This window comes from Spirosoma profusum (assembly GCF_014699005.1).
Classification (GTDB): Bacteria; Bacteroidota; Bacteroidia; order Cytophagales; family Spirosomataceae; genus Spirosoma; species Spirosoma profusum.
The window spans coordinates 286,083-301,641 of record NZ_JACWZY010000002.1 but is presented as its reverse complement, the minus strand read 5'-3'; the positions used below and the strand labels follow the sequence as shown (position 1 = coordinate 301,641).

Below are 15,559 nucleotides of genomic sequence, written 5' to 3'. Positions count from 1 at the left end.
GCGTCAGGCATAACGTATCACAAAGTAAGGCTTTCTGTCAACATACCGCACTACGTTGCCGATTTCACTGCATGGCCCGCGTTGTATACCGGTCTACTACGTCGCTGGGATGGATTTCCAGTACGTGCGCCAATACGAGCAGCACGAGCGTTCGGGAGGCAATCCGGCGCGAAATACCCGCAATTGACGCAAACAGATCGACGGTGATACTAGGATGCTCGCCGAGGTGCTGCATGAGCAGATGCTCTTTGTCACCGTAGGTAAACCGGATATTCCGTTCGGCCTGTTCGCCTTTCAGAATTTCGCGCACTTCGCGACTCGCCTGCACCGATTTATCACCGACTCGCACGTATGCCTTTTTGTCGTCGGGATTGTCGGGATCGGGAATAACATAGTGGGGGCGAGTGACGCTGCGGGGCACGCGGATGACAAGAACCTCCCGTTCATCCAAAAGCTGTACTCGCTCGATGGTGTAAGAAATGCGCGGAAAACAAAATTTGTTAATAGCCCGGACGAGGAGGTATTCGTCTTCATCGGCGTATTTCAATCCCGCAATTTTCTTGTCGTCGCCGACGCCGATGAGCATGATACCGCCGTTTGTATTAGCGAAGGCTACCACGCCCCGGATAATTTTCTCGGGATGATTTGTTTTCAGCTTGAACTCTAAGTGGCTGCTCTCTCCCCGTTTAACCAGGTTCTTGAGCGCTTGATAGTCCATAACCGATGGGTTCATCTGGTTGAGCACCGAATTGGGATAAATATACGGCTTTTCCTCAAACATGCAAGTACAACAGCGCGTATCGTTATTTAAGAGAGAAAACCCGACTCAACTGAGTCAACTTTTCTGGATTATTAACCGTTAAATGAGGTAACTTGCCTAAAGTTTTGCAGCTTTTGGCCTGCTAACCTTCTCTATAATACAAACGTAAATATGTGGGTAAACGTTGCTTTGGTTTTAGGGACTTTCCTGTTTATGGAAGGTGTTGCCTGGTTCACACACAAGTACGTCATGCACGGTTTTTTGTGGAGCTGGCACCATGACCATCACAATCATCACAAAGGCTTTTTTGAGGTAAACGACTTGTTCGCGGTTGTGTTCGCCGTGACCGCTATTGGCCTGATTGCCCTGGGCGTCTACGTTCCTGGCCTTGATTTTTTAACCTGGATTGGCGCGGGTGTTACGTTGTACGGCTTCTTTTACTTCATGTTCCATGACATTATCGTGCATCGGCGCGTAAAATTCAAAATTGACACCAGCGGGCGCTACATGCAACGTATCATGCGGGCGCACTATATTCATCATAAGGTACATACAAAAGAAGGTGCCGAAGCCTTTGGATTTCTTTACGCTCCCAAGAAATACGACAAACCCGTAAAAAGTACCGCTGCAAAATCCAAAACAACGTAGCAGTCGGAACGTAATACACAAAAAAGGCGTAATCCTGACTGACCAGATTACGCCTTTTTTTACGTGAAACCGCTGAAGCGACTCAGTATTCGTCTTCGTTGAAGAAGAAATCATCTTTCGTCGGATAGTCCGGCCAGATTTCTTCAATGCTTTCGTAGGGCTGCCCATCGTCTTCGAGTTCCTGTAGATTTTCTACCACTTCGAGCGGGGCGCCAGAGCGAATGGAATAATCAATCAACTCATCTTTGGTGGCAGGCCACGGAGCATCTTCCAGATACGATGCTAATTCGAGAGTCCAGTACATAGTGTGTCGTAGTTTGTGTCTATTTTTTTAATGAGGGTGCAAAAGTAAAAAAACCATTAATATCCAAGCTATTTTTAGCAAAAATGTTCGTTTCTGCAATTATACTGTGATTTAGGCCTTTAACGCGAAATAAAAAAAATTGTTTCATGTTCCAAATTTCAATGGTGAAAGAGTGATTGAGCGAAACCGGGGCGTCGGAGCGGAGCGAATACCGTTCGGCAGAAAGTCGTGCGCCGGCTATTCGCACCGCTCCGGCGGCCCGGTTTCACTCATTCGCTCTTTCACTCTTTTCCATATGCTTATCGAAGTTTGTGCTTATTCTCTTGACTCATCCCTGACAGCCCAGCGAGCTGGGGCAGGACGTATTGAATTGTGTGGTGGTATGGCCGAAGGTGGTATTACGCCCAGCGCTGGTCTAATTGAACTAGCTCGAAAACACCTGAAAATTCCGTTCTACGTCATGATACGTCCTCGCGGGGGCGATTTTCTGTACAACGAAACTGAATTGGCCGTCATGGAGGCTGATATAAAACACGCGAAATCTTTAGGTGCTGGCGGAATAGTTTTGGGTTTACTACGTCCCGATGGTACAATCGATGAAGAACGTAGCAAAGCCCTGATTGAACTAGCTCAGCCCTTACCTGTTACGTTCCACCGCGCCTTCGATATGACCCGAGATCCGCTGGAAGCGTTGGAAGCCGTCATTCGTACGGGAGCAGTCCGAATTCTAACATCTGGGCAGCAACAAACGGTCGACGCTGGATTAGCTACACTACGTCAAATAGCGCATCAAGCGAACAAACGTATCGAAATTATGGCTGGTGCAGGTGTGAACGAACGTAACGCGAAAGCGCTCATAGACGCGGGTGTTCATGCATTACACTTGAGCGGCAGCCGTAAAGAAGATAGCCGCATGACGTATCGCCAACCAGCGGTGTCAATGGCTTCTTCAGTACCAAGTGAATACGAATACGTTGAAGCTAATGAAGAGAAGATTCGAGCAGTGGTTTCGGAAGCAAGCTGAAACGTGCGCTACAGTACAATCGCCCTATTTCCGGAAATAAAAACGCGGTCGTTAAACACTAGTTTCAGCGCCTGCGAAAGCACGATTTTTTCGACGTCTTTGCCCTCCGTCGCCATGTCGGCGGCTGTTTGGCGGTGGTTCACTTCCTTTACGTCCTGCGCAATAATTGGCCCTTCATCCAGATCATTATTGACAAAATGCGCAGTTGCGCCGATGATTTTCACACCACGTTCATACGCCTGCCGGTATGGATTAGCACCTATAAATGCCGGTAGGAATGAGTGGTGAATATTGATAATTCGATTGGGAAATTGATTCACAAAGCCAGGTGTCAGCACACGCATGTACTTGGCAAGTACCAGATATTCAGGCTCATAAATCGCAAGCGTGCGCAAAATGGCCTGCTCGTGTTCTTCGCGGGTTTTGCCTTCGTGTGATACGTAGTGAAATGGAATTCCGAACTTTCCGACCAATGGTTGCAGCAGATTGTAATTACTAACCACTGCCAGAATCGTCGCATCCAATTCATCGAATGCGTAACGTATCAATAACTCACCCAGGCAATGGTGTTCCTTAGTGACCAGCACCACGATGTTTTTCTTCCGCTTTGGATTCAGTCGGAACGTAATGGCCTCCTGATTTGCTCCTTCCGGCAACGTAGTACGTAACTCATGCAGCAAGGCTTCGCTGTCGAACGTAGCATTTCCTGATTCAAATTCCGTCCGCATGAAAAATTGCCCCGATGGACTTACGTATTCATCGTTATGAATAATGTTCAGTCCGTGCCGAAACAGAACGCCTGTTACGTGGTAAATCAACCCCTTGCTGTCAGGACCATCCATCAACAATACGTGTTTGTCAGAAACCGTCATTCGTGGTTTTGAAGAAATTGGCCAAAAGTAGCGAATCGGAGCCATTTATTCCTTTACTTTGGCCCACAAGCCCTTCTCCCTATGGTAAATCGACGACGTTTTTTGGCCCTTGGCTCGTTAGCGGGCCTGTTTCCCACACTATCATTTGGCGCCAAGCCATCTGTTGCTTCACCAATTGATAATAAGCCTGTTATAGAAACAGCAACAGCAACACCAATGGTTATTTCGACCTGGAAACAACCTAAAGCAAACGCTGCTGCGCAGGCTGCCCTCGACAAAGGAGGTAGTGCGTTAGATGCCGTTGAAGCCGGTGTTCGTATACCCGAATCAGACCCCAAAGATACCAGCGTTGGCTACGGCGGCCGCCCTGATCGCGACGGACACGTAACACTTGACGCCTGTATCATGGACGAAAAAGGCAATGCGGGTTCCGTTACGTTCCTGGAGCACATTAAGCACCCAATTTCGGTGGCCCGCGCTGTGATGGAAAAAACACCCCACGTAATGCTCAGCGGAGAAGGCGCGCTGAATTTCGCTCTTTCTCAGGGCTTTAAGAAAGAAAATCTACTGACGAAAGAATCTGAAGCAGCCTGGAAAAAATGGCTCAAAACGGCCAAATACAAACCCGTTGTCAACATCGAACGCCACGATACCATCGGTATGCTGGCGATTGATAATAAAGGCAATATTTCGGGTGCCTGCACAACCAGCGGGCTGGCTTTTAAAATGCGTGGCCGCGTTGGTGACTCGCCGATTATTGGAGCCGGTTTGTTCGTCGATAATGACATTGGCGGAGCCTGTGCGACCGGCCTGGGCGAACTGGTAATGCGTACCTGTGGATCGTTTCTGGTGGTTGAACTAATGCGTCAGGGGCGCACTCCACAACAGGCCTGCGAAGAAGCTGCGTTACGTATCATTAAGAAGCAGGACTATAAAGATATTCAGGTTGGATTTCTGGCCGTAAACAAAAAGGGCGAGTTTGGTGCTTATAGTATACAGTCAGGTTTCAATTATACCTTAACAAAAAACAAAAAGACGGAGGTGACCGATGCAAAATCGTATTTAAAATAAACAAGTTTTTCTTTTATTGTTTATAGTGTTTAATTGCCCCGTAAAGACTGGGCAATCAGTCCTGGTAAATAATAGCCCAAAATCATTAACTACATTGGAATCGGTATTCTCAACATCGAAGCGGAAACTCCTACTCGAAATCGCCTGGGAGGTATGTAATCAGGTAGGCGGAATTTATACGGTTATCCGGTCGAAAGTGCCAGCAATGGTCGAAAAGTGGGACGATAACTACGTAGCACTCGGCCCTTATTTCCCACAACGGGCAGCCCCTGAATTTGAACCCATTACAGACTCTGACGAAACCGAAATCGGGCAAACTGTCCGAAAGATGCGGCAGATGGGCTACGGTGTCGAATACGGATATTGGCTTGTTACCGGTCGCCCTCGGGTGGTCTTGTTCGATATCAACAGCGTCAATAGCAACAAACTCAACGAAATAAAAACGCAGTTGTGGTTAAATCATCAGTTATCCACACTCAATGTTGAAGATCTGGTCAATCAGACAATTGTTTTCGGAGAAATGGTTCGTGTTTTTATCACGATTCTGGCCGAAGGTCATGCCAAACGGGTTGATTTTGTGGCGCATTTCCACGAGTGGATGGCCAGCACAGGTCTACCCGATCTCCGTCGCGATAACGTCAAAGTAGCTACAGTCTTCACCACCCACGCTACCATGCTCGGGCGGTATCTGGCTCAGAACGAGCCTGGTTTTTATGGAAAACTGCCTTTTTTCGACTGGAAACGTGAAGCACAGCATTACGGCATCGAAACGCAAGCTACTATTGAACGGCTGGCGGCATTACAGTCCCATGTTTTTACAACGGTCAGCGACGTAACAGCGCGCGAATGCGAGGTGTTTCTGGGCCGAAATCCCGATTTGATTCTACCCAACGGCCTCAACGTAACGCGCTTTGCTGCCGTCCATGAATTCCAGAATCTGCATGTCCGTTACAAGCAGAAAATTCATGAGTTTGTGATGGGTCACTTTTTCCAGACGTATTCCTTCGACCTGGAAAAAACGCTGTATTTCTTTACGTCGGGCCGTTTTGAGTTCACGAACAAAGGCTACGATCTAACACTCGAAGCACTGGCACGACTTAATTATAAGATGCGGCAGGCCGCTATGGACACGACGGTGGTTATGTTTATGGTAACAAAACAGCCGTATACGTCCATTAATCCTGATGTACTCCACTCTCGTGCTTTACTCGACGAAATTCAGGAAACTACGCAGGCTATTGAAAAGCAAGTTGGTGAGCGACTTTTCCACGCGGCAGCTTCAAACACCCAGACTACGACATTACCCGATCTGAACAGTTTTGTGGATGAATACTGGCGTCTCCGACTCCGACGTACCGTTCAGAGCTGGAAAACCCGGCAGTTACCGCCGTTCGTTACGCATAACCTCGTTCAGGAAGATGACATGACGCGATTTATCCGGCAGGCCAATTTGGTGAATAATGAGCAGGACCGGGTCAAAATCGTTTATCACCCTGATTTTATTGCATCTACAAATCCACTATTTGGTCTGGATTACAGCCAGTTTGTGCGGGGTTGCCACCTTGGCGTGTTCCCAAGTTATTACGAGCCCTGGGGTTATACACCTTTGGAGTGCGTTGTTCGGGGCATTCCGACGGTGACCAGCGATCAGTCGGGTTTCGGCGATTTCATCATGCAAATTATGCGTGATTACGAAAACCGGGGTATATACGTCATCAATCGCCGAACTCAATCCTTCAATGAAGCCGCCGACCAACTGGCCGACGTACTATATCGCTTCGTCCGGATGGCCCAGCGCGACCGCATCAAGCAACGCAATCTGGTCGAAAGCATTGCCGATGTGTTTGACTGGGGTAGCCTCCGCTCCTACTACGACACGGCGCATGATTTAGCCCTGAAGCGGAAAAAACCTTAATCTGATGTAGGATGGATGAACTCTGATGTATGTTAGGTTGGTTAGGCAGCCTATATCATACATCAGAGTTCATCCATCCTACATCCTACATCCAATGATACGTATCGGCATTATTAACGTTTCCGACCGGGCCAGCGCGGGTGTATACGAAGACATTCCCGGTAAAGCCGTAGTAAGTCTGCTTACTGAGTGGCTCACGAGCCCCTGGGAACCTGTTTACCGAATCATTCCCGACGAACAGGATCAGCTCGAAGCCACGATGATTGAACTGGCCGATTCAGAAAGTTGCTGTCTGGTCGTCACAACGGGAGGTACTGGTCCAGCGCTACGTGACGTAACACCGGAAGCCACTGAAGCTGTTTGCCAGAAAATGCTGCCCGGTTTTGGCGAGTTAATGCGACAGGAAAGCCTGAAATACGTACCAACTGCCATTCTATCACGCCAGACGGCGGGTATACGTAACAAAACCCTGATTCTCAATCTCCCCGGACGTCCCAAAGCAATTGGTCAATGTCTGTCGGTCGTGTTCCCGGCTATCCCTTACTGCATCGACCTCATCGGTGGCCCGTTTTTGACAACCGACGAAGCCAAGATGAGTGTGTTCAGGCCAAAGAATTAGAGTTGGCTTCTGTCATTCTGACGAAGAATCTTAAACTTTCCTCACTCCTGAATCTGGATGCATTAAGATTCTTCCTTCGTCAGAATGACAAAAAATGACAAGTCTACCCTGGAAAACTCACTTTTCCCATCGTTATGCTGGGCACGCCCTGACGATTACCAAACGACGTAACACCACCCGCCAGGCTTTCGTTGGCCAGCACGGCAAACAGCACCGCTTCTTTAGCGTCTCCATTGATACCCAGCTCGTCGGTACGTCCGAACGTACTGTTTGGAAGTTGCTGCATAATAGCGTCGGTTAAGGCTGGATTGTGCATTCCACCACCACTCATGTAAATACGATACGTTTCATGGGGCTGCATCACGCGCCGAATACTATCGACGATGGTATCGGCACTGAACTGTACAAGGGTTGTCATTAAATCGGCCGCTGAGAGATTACCGGTCTGACTTTGCTCCTGTGCTTTCGCTACGTAGTCTACATTGAAAACCTCCGGGCCAGTAGTTTTGGGGAATGGAGCGTCAAAAAATGGATTCTTTTTTAACGCCTGTAGCAACTGGTCGTTGGGTTTTCCCTGACGAGCCAGCTTGCCATCTTCGTCATAAGCTTTACCCAGCAGTTTCCGGGCGTAAGCATCCAGCAACGTATTACCAGGGCCAGTATCGGTTGTAAATACATTCCGGGCGTCGGCATCAGCGGGTAAGTACGTAAAATTGGCTATGCCGCCCATGTTGAGCAGTATTCTATTTTCACCTGAATTTGAGAAGACAAAATAATCGCCGTAAACGGCTAAAGGAGCGCCTTCTCCTCCATGTGCTACGTGTTTCTGCCGAAAATCGCTGAACGTAATGATGCTCGTTACGGCGGCAATATGGTCTCCGTCGCCAATCTGTAACGTAGCATTCGGAAACTCTTCCTGACGGTGTTGCGTCCGTGGTGCATGGTAAACCGTCTGGCCGTGGCTGGCAATAATATCTACGTCAGCAGGTTCTATTTTCCAATCATGCAGACAATCAAGAATGAGTTGACCATGTAACCGACCGATGTACGCATTCAGTAAGCAGAGATGCTCAAAATCAATTTCTTTCCTGGCAAAAACGCGTCGAATAGCTGCCTTCAGTTCATCGTCATAAGGCAATGTCTCAAACTGTTCAATCGTTACGTTTGTAGCGGGCCCGCTACCCGAAATACGGCATAGTGCTACGTCAAGCCCATCGAGCGACGTTCCCGACATTAATCCGACAATACGTCGTTCCGCTTTGCTGGCGATATTATATAAATGCTGAATCTGCGCGTTCATTTTCAGTTAATTATCCCTGTTTATAAGTACTTTGCAGGCTAAATTCGATGAATTTGGCTGTTAATCTACCTAAACCTGTCCACTATATACTACGAAACGAATGAGTTTTTGGGGTGATGAACAATTTACCTTCTTTGAAAGAACGCTCTTTGCGGTATTGGGCCGCCAGGTCGACATTTTCGAAGCCCGGTTTTTGTCCGGGGGCGACATCAATACAGCCGCTCAGGTAATTTCATCAGAGGGTACTTTTTTCGTCAAATGGAATTATATCGATGACCAGGATGAAGCAGGGCTTCCTGATATGTTTGAGGCAGAAGTAAAAGGGCTCCATGTGCTTCGAAAAACGAAGACTTTTACGATTCCGCACGTAATTGGTCACGGTCGGCATGGCGACAAAACGTATCTGGTTCTGGAATATATTGACGCTGGTTCACCCAGCGATACATATTGGGAGAAATTGGGGCAATCGCTGGCAGCGCTGCATTCACATACTCAGGCTCAGTTTGGGCTGTTTTTCAATAATTATATCGGCTCACTGGCTCAGGCAAACACCCTGACGAGCAATGGCTACGATTTCTTTTTTGAACATCGCTTACTGCCTCAGGCTGGTCTGGCGCTTTACAAAGGTCTCCTGCCAAAAACGACTTATGACGCCCTTTTCCGACTTCAGGCCCAGCTTCCTGAATTGCTGCCAGCCGAGCGTCCAGCCCTCCTCCACGGCGATTTATGGTCTGGTAACGTATTGATCAACGAAGCTGGCGCACCGGTACTCATCGATCCAGCCATTTATTATGGCTTTCGCGAAGCCGAACTTGCTTTTACGCGCCTATTCGGTGGTTTCGACGAGCGATTCTATGAAGCTTACGACGAAGCGCTCCCCTTGCAAAGCGGTTTTCGCGAACGTATCCCCATCTACAATCTGTATCCTCTGCTGGTTCATGTGAATCTGTTTGGCTCTGGCTACGTTAGCGGTGTAGAACGAGTTTTGAAACAGTTTTAGAGTTGGTAGTTAATAGGCGGTAGTTTTAAAAGACCGTTGACTATCGACTGTTGACTAACACCTATGGATTTTACTTCTTTCGAACAATTTGAGTTGAACCGGCAGTTGCTGAATGCTGTAGCCGATCTGGGGTATACCGAACCTACCCCAATACAGCAGAAAACCATTCCGCTGAGTCTGGGTAATCATGACGTACTGGGCATCGCACAGACCGGTACTGGCAAAACAGCGGCCTATCTGCTTCCGCTGCTGATGAAAATAAAATACGCGCAGGGCATGAACCCTCGTGCATTGATTCTGGCTCCCACCCGCGAGCTGGTTCTCCAAATCAACGAAGCCGTTGGGCAAATAGGCAAGTACACCGATCTGCGGCACGTAGCACTTTACGGCGGACTTGGTCCAAAAACACAAATTGAAACGTTACGTAAAGGCGTCGATTTACTGGTGGCAACTCCCGGCCGCTTCATGGACCTGTATCGGATGGGCGAAATTGTGACGAAAGAAATCCGCACGATGGTGCTGGATGAAGCCGATAAAATGATGGACATGGGTTTTATGCCCCAGATTCGGTCGATTTTAGAGGTTATTCCCACCAAACGGCAGAATCTGCTTTTCTCTGCTACGTTTGGCGGGCGAGTTGAACGGCTTTCGGGTGAATTTCTGGAAGCTCCTATTAAAGTGGAAGTCTCTCCACAGGCATCGACGGCCGAAATGGTTAATCAAGTTTTGTATGAAGTGCCAAATTTTCGCACCAAAATCAATTTTCTTGATTACCTGATCAGCAAAGACCAATTCCAGCGCGTCATTATTTTTGCACGGACGAAGACCACGGCCGAAAATATTTATAAGTTTCTGGCCCGCAAAGTGGTTGAATCTGATAAAATTCGGGTAATCCATGCCAACAAAGGCCAAAATACACGTATCAACGCTATGGAGGCTTTTAAAGACGGGACTCTTCAGGTTCTGGTAGCTACCGACGTAGCAGCCCGTGGTATCGACGTAGCGGAAGTGAGTCACGTTATCAATTTCGATTTGCCGCTGATTTACGAAGATTACGTACACCGGATTGGTCGAACTGGGCGCGCTAAACATACGGGTGAAGCCATTACGTTCCTGACAATGGCCGAAGAATATCACGTACAGAAAATTGAGAAAATCATCAGAATGACTATTCCCCGGCAACCATTACCTCCCCAAGTAGAAGTTGTCGAAACGCCGTTCGATGAGCAGCAGGATATGCTACGTGAAATTGACCTGCAACGTAGAAAAGAAGACCCTGATTTTAAGGGAGCTTTCCACGAAAAAAAGGCAAAAAACCTACCCAAAGGGTCAAAAAAGCCTAAATCGAAATCGGCTGGTAATCAGCCAGCAAAGTCTGGTTTGGTCAGTCGGCGACCGGGTGTAAATACAGCACCTAAATCGGGGCCAGCAAAGCGTACAAGTTTACGGCGCGGACGTCGGTAATTCACTGAGAATGTACTAACTTCGGTTCCTTTTTCGTTTTATCGAAACCAAACCTGTGGTTTAGTGCCCCCTATGCGTACTTGGATAAAACTGATAGTGTATTCTTTCGTTGGCTTGCCAATTTTGTCGGTAGCCCAGCCTAAGCAGCTTATTATATCAGCGCGTTCGGGTACGGCTGTTCAAACGCCAACCACCCATCAGGAGTCAAATCAATCTACAGAGTCTACCTCAATTGAAACAAGCGGGGGCGAAGTCAATACTTTGCCTTTGCTGAATGAGAGCGCGAAAACGAGCGATCAGATTGACCAGGAAATCCGTTTTCTGAACGATTGTGATCGTAATTTCGCCAGCCGCTCAGATGCCAGCGATTTTTTTGCCGCCCGTGGTTGGGATTATGTCGATAAAGGACAACTTGATACGGCAGCCCATCGCTTTAATTTATCCTGGTTGCTCAACCACGACAATGTCGATGCGTACTGGGGGCTAGGCGTAATTTGTTACCAGAAAAACCACCTGACAGACGCCATCAAGATACTGAGAAAAGGAACAGCAATAGCCGACAGTAACACCGTTTTATTAACTGATTTGGCAACGGTCGAAATTAAATGTTACCAGGATAAACCCGATGCCGATATGCTGGCAGAAGCAGAAGCGCATTTACATCGTGCCGTTACGTTAAACCCGAACGCGTTATCCTTTCAGAAGCTGTCCGTCGTTCAATTTCTGAAAGCCGACTATCCCAAAGCCTGGGAATATTTTCACCAGGCACGTAGCATCGATCTGTCGTCACTCGATTTAACATACCTTAATGAATTATTGGCTAAACAACCTGACCCCAAAGGAGTATTTAAGTAAATAGTCGTCAGTCTTAAGTCGTCGGATATAATCCAATAAAAAGGCCATCGGTGAATACGATGGCTTTTTTATGAGCGAATATGTTGGCTATTCGACGTACAATACCTCGTTCGCCAGAAAATCCTGATACGTTTGTTCGATACCTTCTTTAAGCTCGGTTGTATGCTTCCAGCCCATCGAATGCAAGCGTGATACGTCCATCAATTTGCGGGGCGTACCATCCGGCTTTTCAGTGTTCCAGCGTAGTTCGCCCTCAAATCCAATTGTTTCTTTCACCAATTCGGCCAGTTCTCGTATCGTTACGTCCTCACCAGTACCGATGTTCACAAATGACTCATCGCTGTAGTGCTGCATCAGATAGAAACAGGCATCGGCCAAATCATCGGCATGGAGAAACTCACGCCGTGGCGACCCGGTTCCCCAAACTTCAACAGAGGGTTGGTCGTTGATTTTCGCTTCGTGAAACTTACGAATCAGTGCTGGTAATACATGCGAACCCTGCAAATCGTAGTTATCATTTGGCCCATACAGATTGGTTGGCATGGCCGAAATGAAATTACAACCGTACTGACTCCGGTATGACTCACAAAGTTTTATACCCGTGATTTTAGCAATAGCGTATGGCTCGTTTGTTGCTTCCAGAAAACCGCTCAGCAAATATTCTTCCTTTAGGGGCTGCGGAGCCAGTTTCGGATAAATACACGACGAACCCAGGAACAACAATTTCTTAACGCCTGTTACATAAGCCTGATGAATGATATTTGATTCAATCATGAGGTTATCATACAGAAATTCGGCACGATAGGTGTTGTTGGCCATGATACCGCCAACTTTAGCGGCCGCCAGAAATACATATTCAGGTTGCTCCTCCGCGAAAAAATCGGCGACAGCAGCCTGGTTGCGTAAATCCAGTTCGGATGAAGTACGGGTGATCAGGTTAGTATAACCTTCCGATTGAAGTTTACGAGTAATGGCCGAACCCACCATACCACGATGTCCGGCAATATAAATACGAGCCTGTTTTTCCACAGATGACTAAGAAACAAACCGCAGACAAGCAGACGGTTGAATGATAAAATAATAAAGCTTTCTTTAACGTTGCAAAAGTAACAAACTTAAGGCCACAACCGTTTCCAGACGCCATGTTTGCTTCTGATTTAAAACTCCCAATTCTTCTTTTGTTATTCAACGGATCGTTGACACTTGCTCATGCCCAGCCACCAACGGCCCCGTCGTCGTTGACTACGGCGTCGAAACCAGTATTAGAATCGTCCGGCGCACCAGCTTCTCCGTTCTCATCAGTGCCTTCATCGTTAACCACGCTTGGTCTGCCGAGTATGTCTTCGCTGAAAGAGCAAAAAGATTCGTATTTGGCTGAGGTTAAAGATTTGGGGCTGAAAGTGAAACAGCTTAAAAAGTTAAAAGCTGACAAAAAAGCCAAAAATAAGCAGTCAAAAAGCGAGTATGAAGGCTTGTCGATGGTGAAAGCCTATACCAAACTGGGTAGTGGCGACCGGACCATTGTGGAAGAATTTCATATTTTGCGCGATAATGACGCAGCTAAGCCCCTTCCTTACGTTCGCGAAATTTATCGGTATTACCAGAAATCAGGACGCGTAACGAGTTCAATTGTCCGCGACGAAGGCAATGGTTTATTGTTGCATGGCCCTTACAAACGGTATCAGAACGGTGACCTCGTTGAAGAAGGTTTTTACTATGCGGGTATGAAAGATGGTCGCTGGGAAAAATACGATACCCATTTCATGCTTACCGACAAAATGCGCTGGCTTCGGGGTGTTCCGGCCGAATCAAGGTTGGTGTTCTATGATTCATCGCATCATAAAATCAAAGAAATTATTCCGGTCGAATATGGCAAGGTGAAAGGAAGCTATATGGCCTTCCACGAAAATGGGTTGCTGGCCGAAGAAGGCAAATACGACAATGGCGTTAAAATTGGTCGCTGGACTGAATATTATCCTATCAATCCAAGTGGCCGACGGATGCGCCGAAAACTCATACAGCACGCGGCAGATCGTTGGGACAGCGAGTTCGAATCGTTCGTTCTTACGGAATGGGATGAAAAAGGAAAAGTAACGTTCGAACGCGCCAAAGAGAAAGTCGTAGAGGACGACGAAACGAATAATTAGGTGTCGTAGCGCAGACGGTCCACTGCAATGGCAGACCGTCCGCGCTACGCTTACCTAAACCCCTTTCGCTGGATTCCCGAAGACTGTTGCGCCTGCTGCTACGTTCTCAATCACGACCGAACCTGCACCAACGCGGGCATTTTTACCAATCGTAATTCCCGCGACAATAACAGCTCCTGCCCCAACAAACACTCCTTCTTCTATCACAGCTCCACTGCTAACCAGGCTACCCGTTCCAATTTGAACGTAATCACCTAGTTTGGCCTGACTTTCGATAACAACTCCCGACTGGATGATGCAGTGATGCCCGATTTCAGCATATGGATTAACGACCGCTCTGGCTGCAATTAAATTTCCGTGGCCTATACTGGCCAAAGTCGAAACGATGGATGTATCATGGATGGCGTTGACGGGCTGCACTTTGCGTCGTTCGTTCAGCATCTTCACAAGCCGTTTACGGACCCGCGCATCGCCGATAGCCACAAACGCTTCACATTTATGACCGATTAATTTTAGAAAGCCATCATCGTCGGTATCGCCCAAAACTGATACGTCGCCGAATTCCTTTCCATGCAGTTCTTTAGTATCGTCGAGCAGACCATAAACTACTACGTTATTACGTTGAAACAGGTCCAGAGCCGTTACGCCAAGGCTACCTGCTCCGAAAATAAGCACTGGATTTTTCATTAAGTTGATACGTATTAGCTACGTTATGAGAACGTGATTATCTATTGTAACACCTATCGCTTGTAGAAAAATTGCAAAGGATCCGAATATTTAAAGATGTAGCGAGTGGCTTCGTCAAGTTTTTGGCCTGACACGATTTTATAAGGTAACAATCCCTTAGGTTCAACGAAGGTGGGTAATCCGTAGCCAAATTGCGCGCAGCTTTTCCGATAGATGGCTTCACGGGCAGGATGTTCTGGAGCGACGGCGTTGAACGTGCCAGAAATGGGCTGTTGAATCAGGGCTGTTAAAATACCAACAGCATCGTCCTGGTGCAGGTAATTAACGGGCAGCCTGCCACTGTCTACGCTACGTCCTGCTACGTATTTACCGGGAATGCGGTCGTAACCCATTAACCCAGCGCAACGGACAATGGTCACCAACCGATCTGGCGAAAGGCCACGTATCAAATCTTCCGCCTGAAACAAGGCAGGGGCTGCTGAGTGATCAAGTAATGTTACGTCAGTTTCGCGCACTACGTGGTTCGCTACGTCGGCGCTTATGTCAGGATAGACGGACGTTGAACTAACGTAGAGAACGTTCCTGACAGGCGAATTTTGTATGGCATCAGTCAAAAACTGAATTTGCTGCGGATGATACGTATCACCGAACTTTCCGGCTTTTGGAGGTACGTTAATGACCAACGTATCGGTTTGAAGTAGCGTGTCCAGATCGCCAATTGGCTCAGGATTTAATTGAAGCTGATATGTATCAATACCTTTTTCACGTAACGTTGCCTTTTTTTCAGCGGACGTAACGCTGCCTTTTACACGAAATTCTTCGGCTACTAAATTTTCGGCGAGTGGCAAACCAATCCAGCCCAGGCCAATAATCGAAATGGTTTGATTAGGCAT

The 15,559-nt window shown here is 47.6% G+C and carries 16 protein-coding genes; 9 read left to right on the top strand and 7 right to left on the bottom strand.

Going from position 1 to position 15,559, the window contains the following annotated elements; genetic code table 11:
• Positions 1–64: 64 nt before the first annotated feature.
• Positions 65–733, bottom strand: coding sequence for an AlbA family DNA-binding domain-containing protein (locus IC229_RS03580; RefSeq protein WP_190885772.1), 669 nt, complete (start codon positions 731–733; stop codon positions 65–67).
• Positions 734–931: 198 nt separating this feature from the next.
• On the opposite strand from IC229_RS03580, the gene IC229_RS03575 reads away from it, so the two are divergent.
• Positions 932–1,408: a sterol desaturase family protein gene (locus IC229_RS03575; protein WP_190885551.1), complete on the top strand. Its 477-nt coding sequence runs from the start codon at positions 932–934 to the stop codon at positions 1,406–1,408.
• Positions 1,409–1,490: 82 nt separating this feature from the next.
• Here the strand turns inward: IC229_RS03575 and IC229_RS03570 are convergent, their stop codons facing one another.
• Positions 1,491–1,712, bottom strand: a complete 222-nt coding sequence (locus IC229_RS03570) for a DUF2795 domain-containing protein (protein ID WP_009284883.1) — start codon at positions 1,710–1,712, stop codon at positions 1,491–1,493.
• Positions 1,713–2,007: 295 nt separating this feature from the next.
• Here IC229_RS03570 and IC229_RS03565 point away from each other — a divergent pair, with 295 nt between their 5' ends.
• Positions 2,008–2,736, top strand: coding sequence for a copper homeostasis protein CutC (locus IC229_RS03565; protein WP_190885771.1), 729 nt, complete (start codon positions 2,008–2,010; stop codon positions 2,734–2,736).
• An 8-nt stretch (positions 2,737–2,744) separates the two neighbouring features.
• Here IC229_RS03565 and purU read toward each other — a convergent pair whose 3' ends face one another.
• A complete protein-coding gene (gene purU / locus IC229_RS03560; protein WP_190885550.1) occupies positions 2,745–3,608 on the bottom strand; it encodes a formyltetrahydrofolate deformylase in 864 nt (287 codons plus the stop codon).
• 81 nt (positions 3,609–3,689) lie between these two features.
• Here purU and IC229_RS03555 point away from each other — a divergent pair, with 81 nt between their 5' ends.
• The 3 genes from IC229_RS03555 (at position 3,690) to mog (ending at position 7,213) form a co-directional block, all read left to right on the top strand.
• A complete protein-coding gene (locus tag IC229_RS03555) occupies positions 3,690–4,679 on the top strand; it encodes a N(4)-(beta-N-acetylglucosaminyl)-L-asparaginase (protein ID WP_190885549.1) in 990 nt (329 codons plus the stop codon).
• Between the two features lie 94 nt (positions 4,680–4,773).
• A complete protein-coding gene (locus IC229_RS03550) occupies positions 4,774–6,594 on the top strand; it encodes a glycosyltransferase (protein WP_190885548.1) in 1,821 nt (606 codons plus the stop codon).
• A gap of 94 nt (positions 6,595–6,688) precedes the next feature.
• The gene (gene mog, locus IC229_RS03545) at positions 6,689–7,213 is read left to right on the top strand and encodes a molybdopterin adenylyltransferase (RefSeq protein ID WP_190885547.1); all 525 of its coding nucleotides are present in this window, start codon (positions 6,689–6,691) and stop codon (positions 7,211–7,213) included.
• A gap of 103 nt (positions 7,214–7,316) precedes the next feature.
• On the opposite strand, the gene IC229_RS03540 is transcribed toward mog, so the two are convergent.
• Complete coding sequence (locus tag IC229_RS03540; RefSeq protein WP_190885546.1) at positions 7,317–8,513, bottom strand: anhydro-N-acetylmuramic acid kinase; 1,197 nt, start codon at positions 8,511–8,513, stop codon at positions 7,317–7,319.
• A 100-nt stretch (positions 8,514–8,613) separates the two neighbouring features.
• Here IC229_RS03540 and IC229_RS03535 point away from each other — a divergent pair, with 100 nt between their 5' ends.
• The 3 genes from IC229_RS03535 to IC229_RS03525 all read left to right on the top strand — a co-directional run bounded on the left by IC229_RS03535 (position 8,614) and on the right by IC229_RS03525 (position 11,832).
• The gene (locus IC229_RS03535) at positions 8,614–9,513 is read left to right on the top strand and encodes a fructosamine kinase family protein (RefSeq protein WP_190885545.1); all 900 of its coding nucleotides are present in this window, start codon (positions 8,614–8,616) and stop codon (positions 9,511–9,513) included.
• Positions 9,514–9,576: 63 nt separating this feature from the next.
• Positions 9,577–10,977 (top strand): DEAD/DEAH box helicase, encoded by a 1,401-nt coding sequence (locus tag IC229_RS03530; protein WP_190885544.1) that lies wholly within the window; start codon positions 9,577–9,579, stop codon positions 10,975–10,977.
• Positions 10,978–11,073: 96 nt separating this feature from the next.
• Entirely contained in the window at positions 11,074–11,832 is a 759-nt protein-coding gene (locus IC229_RS03525) for a tetratricopeptide repeat protein (protein WP_317171518.1), read from the top strand.
• Between the two features lie 87 nt (positions 11,833–11,919).
• On the opposite strand, the gene fcl is transcribed toward IC229_RS03525, so the two are convergent.
• Entirely contained in the window at positions 11,920–12,861 is a 942-nt protein-coding gene (gene fcl, locus IC229_RS03520) for a GDP-L-fucose synthase (protein ID WP_190885542.1), read from the bottom strand.
• Between the two features lie 113 nt (positions 12,862–12,974).
• Between fcl and IC229_RS03515 the strand changes: the two genes are divergently transcribed.
• Positions 12,975–13,979, top strand: a complete 1,005-nt coding sequence (locus IC229_RS03515; RefSeq protein WP_223833838.1) for a toxin-antitoxin system YwqK family antitoxin — start codon at positions 12,975–12,977, stop codon at positions 13,977–13,979.
• 54 nt (positions 13,980–14,033) lie between these two features.
• Here the strand turns inward: IC229_RS03515 and IC229_RS03510 are convergent, their stop codons facing one another.
• Both IC229_RS03510 and IC229_RS03505 read right to left on the bottom strand, forming a co-directional pair.
• Positions 14,034–14,666 carry an acetyltransferase gene (locus tag IC229_RS03510; RefSeq protein ID WP_190885541.1) on the bottom strand — a complete coding sequence of 211 codons (633 nt, stop codon included), beginning with the start codon at positions 14,664–14,666 and terminating at the stop codon, positions 14,034–14,036.
• A 53-nt stretch (positions 14,667–14,719) separates the two neighbouring features.
• The gene (locus tag IC229_RS03505; RefSeq protein WP_190885540.1) at positions 14,720–15,559 is read right to left on the bottom strand and encodes a Rossmann-fold NAD(P)-binding domain-containing protein; all 840 of its coding nucleotides are present in this window, start codon (positions 15,557–15,559) and stop codon (positions 14,720–14,722) included.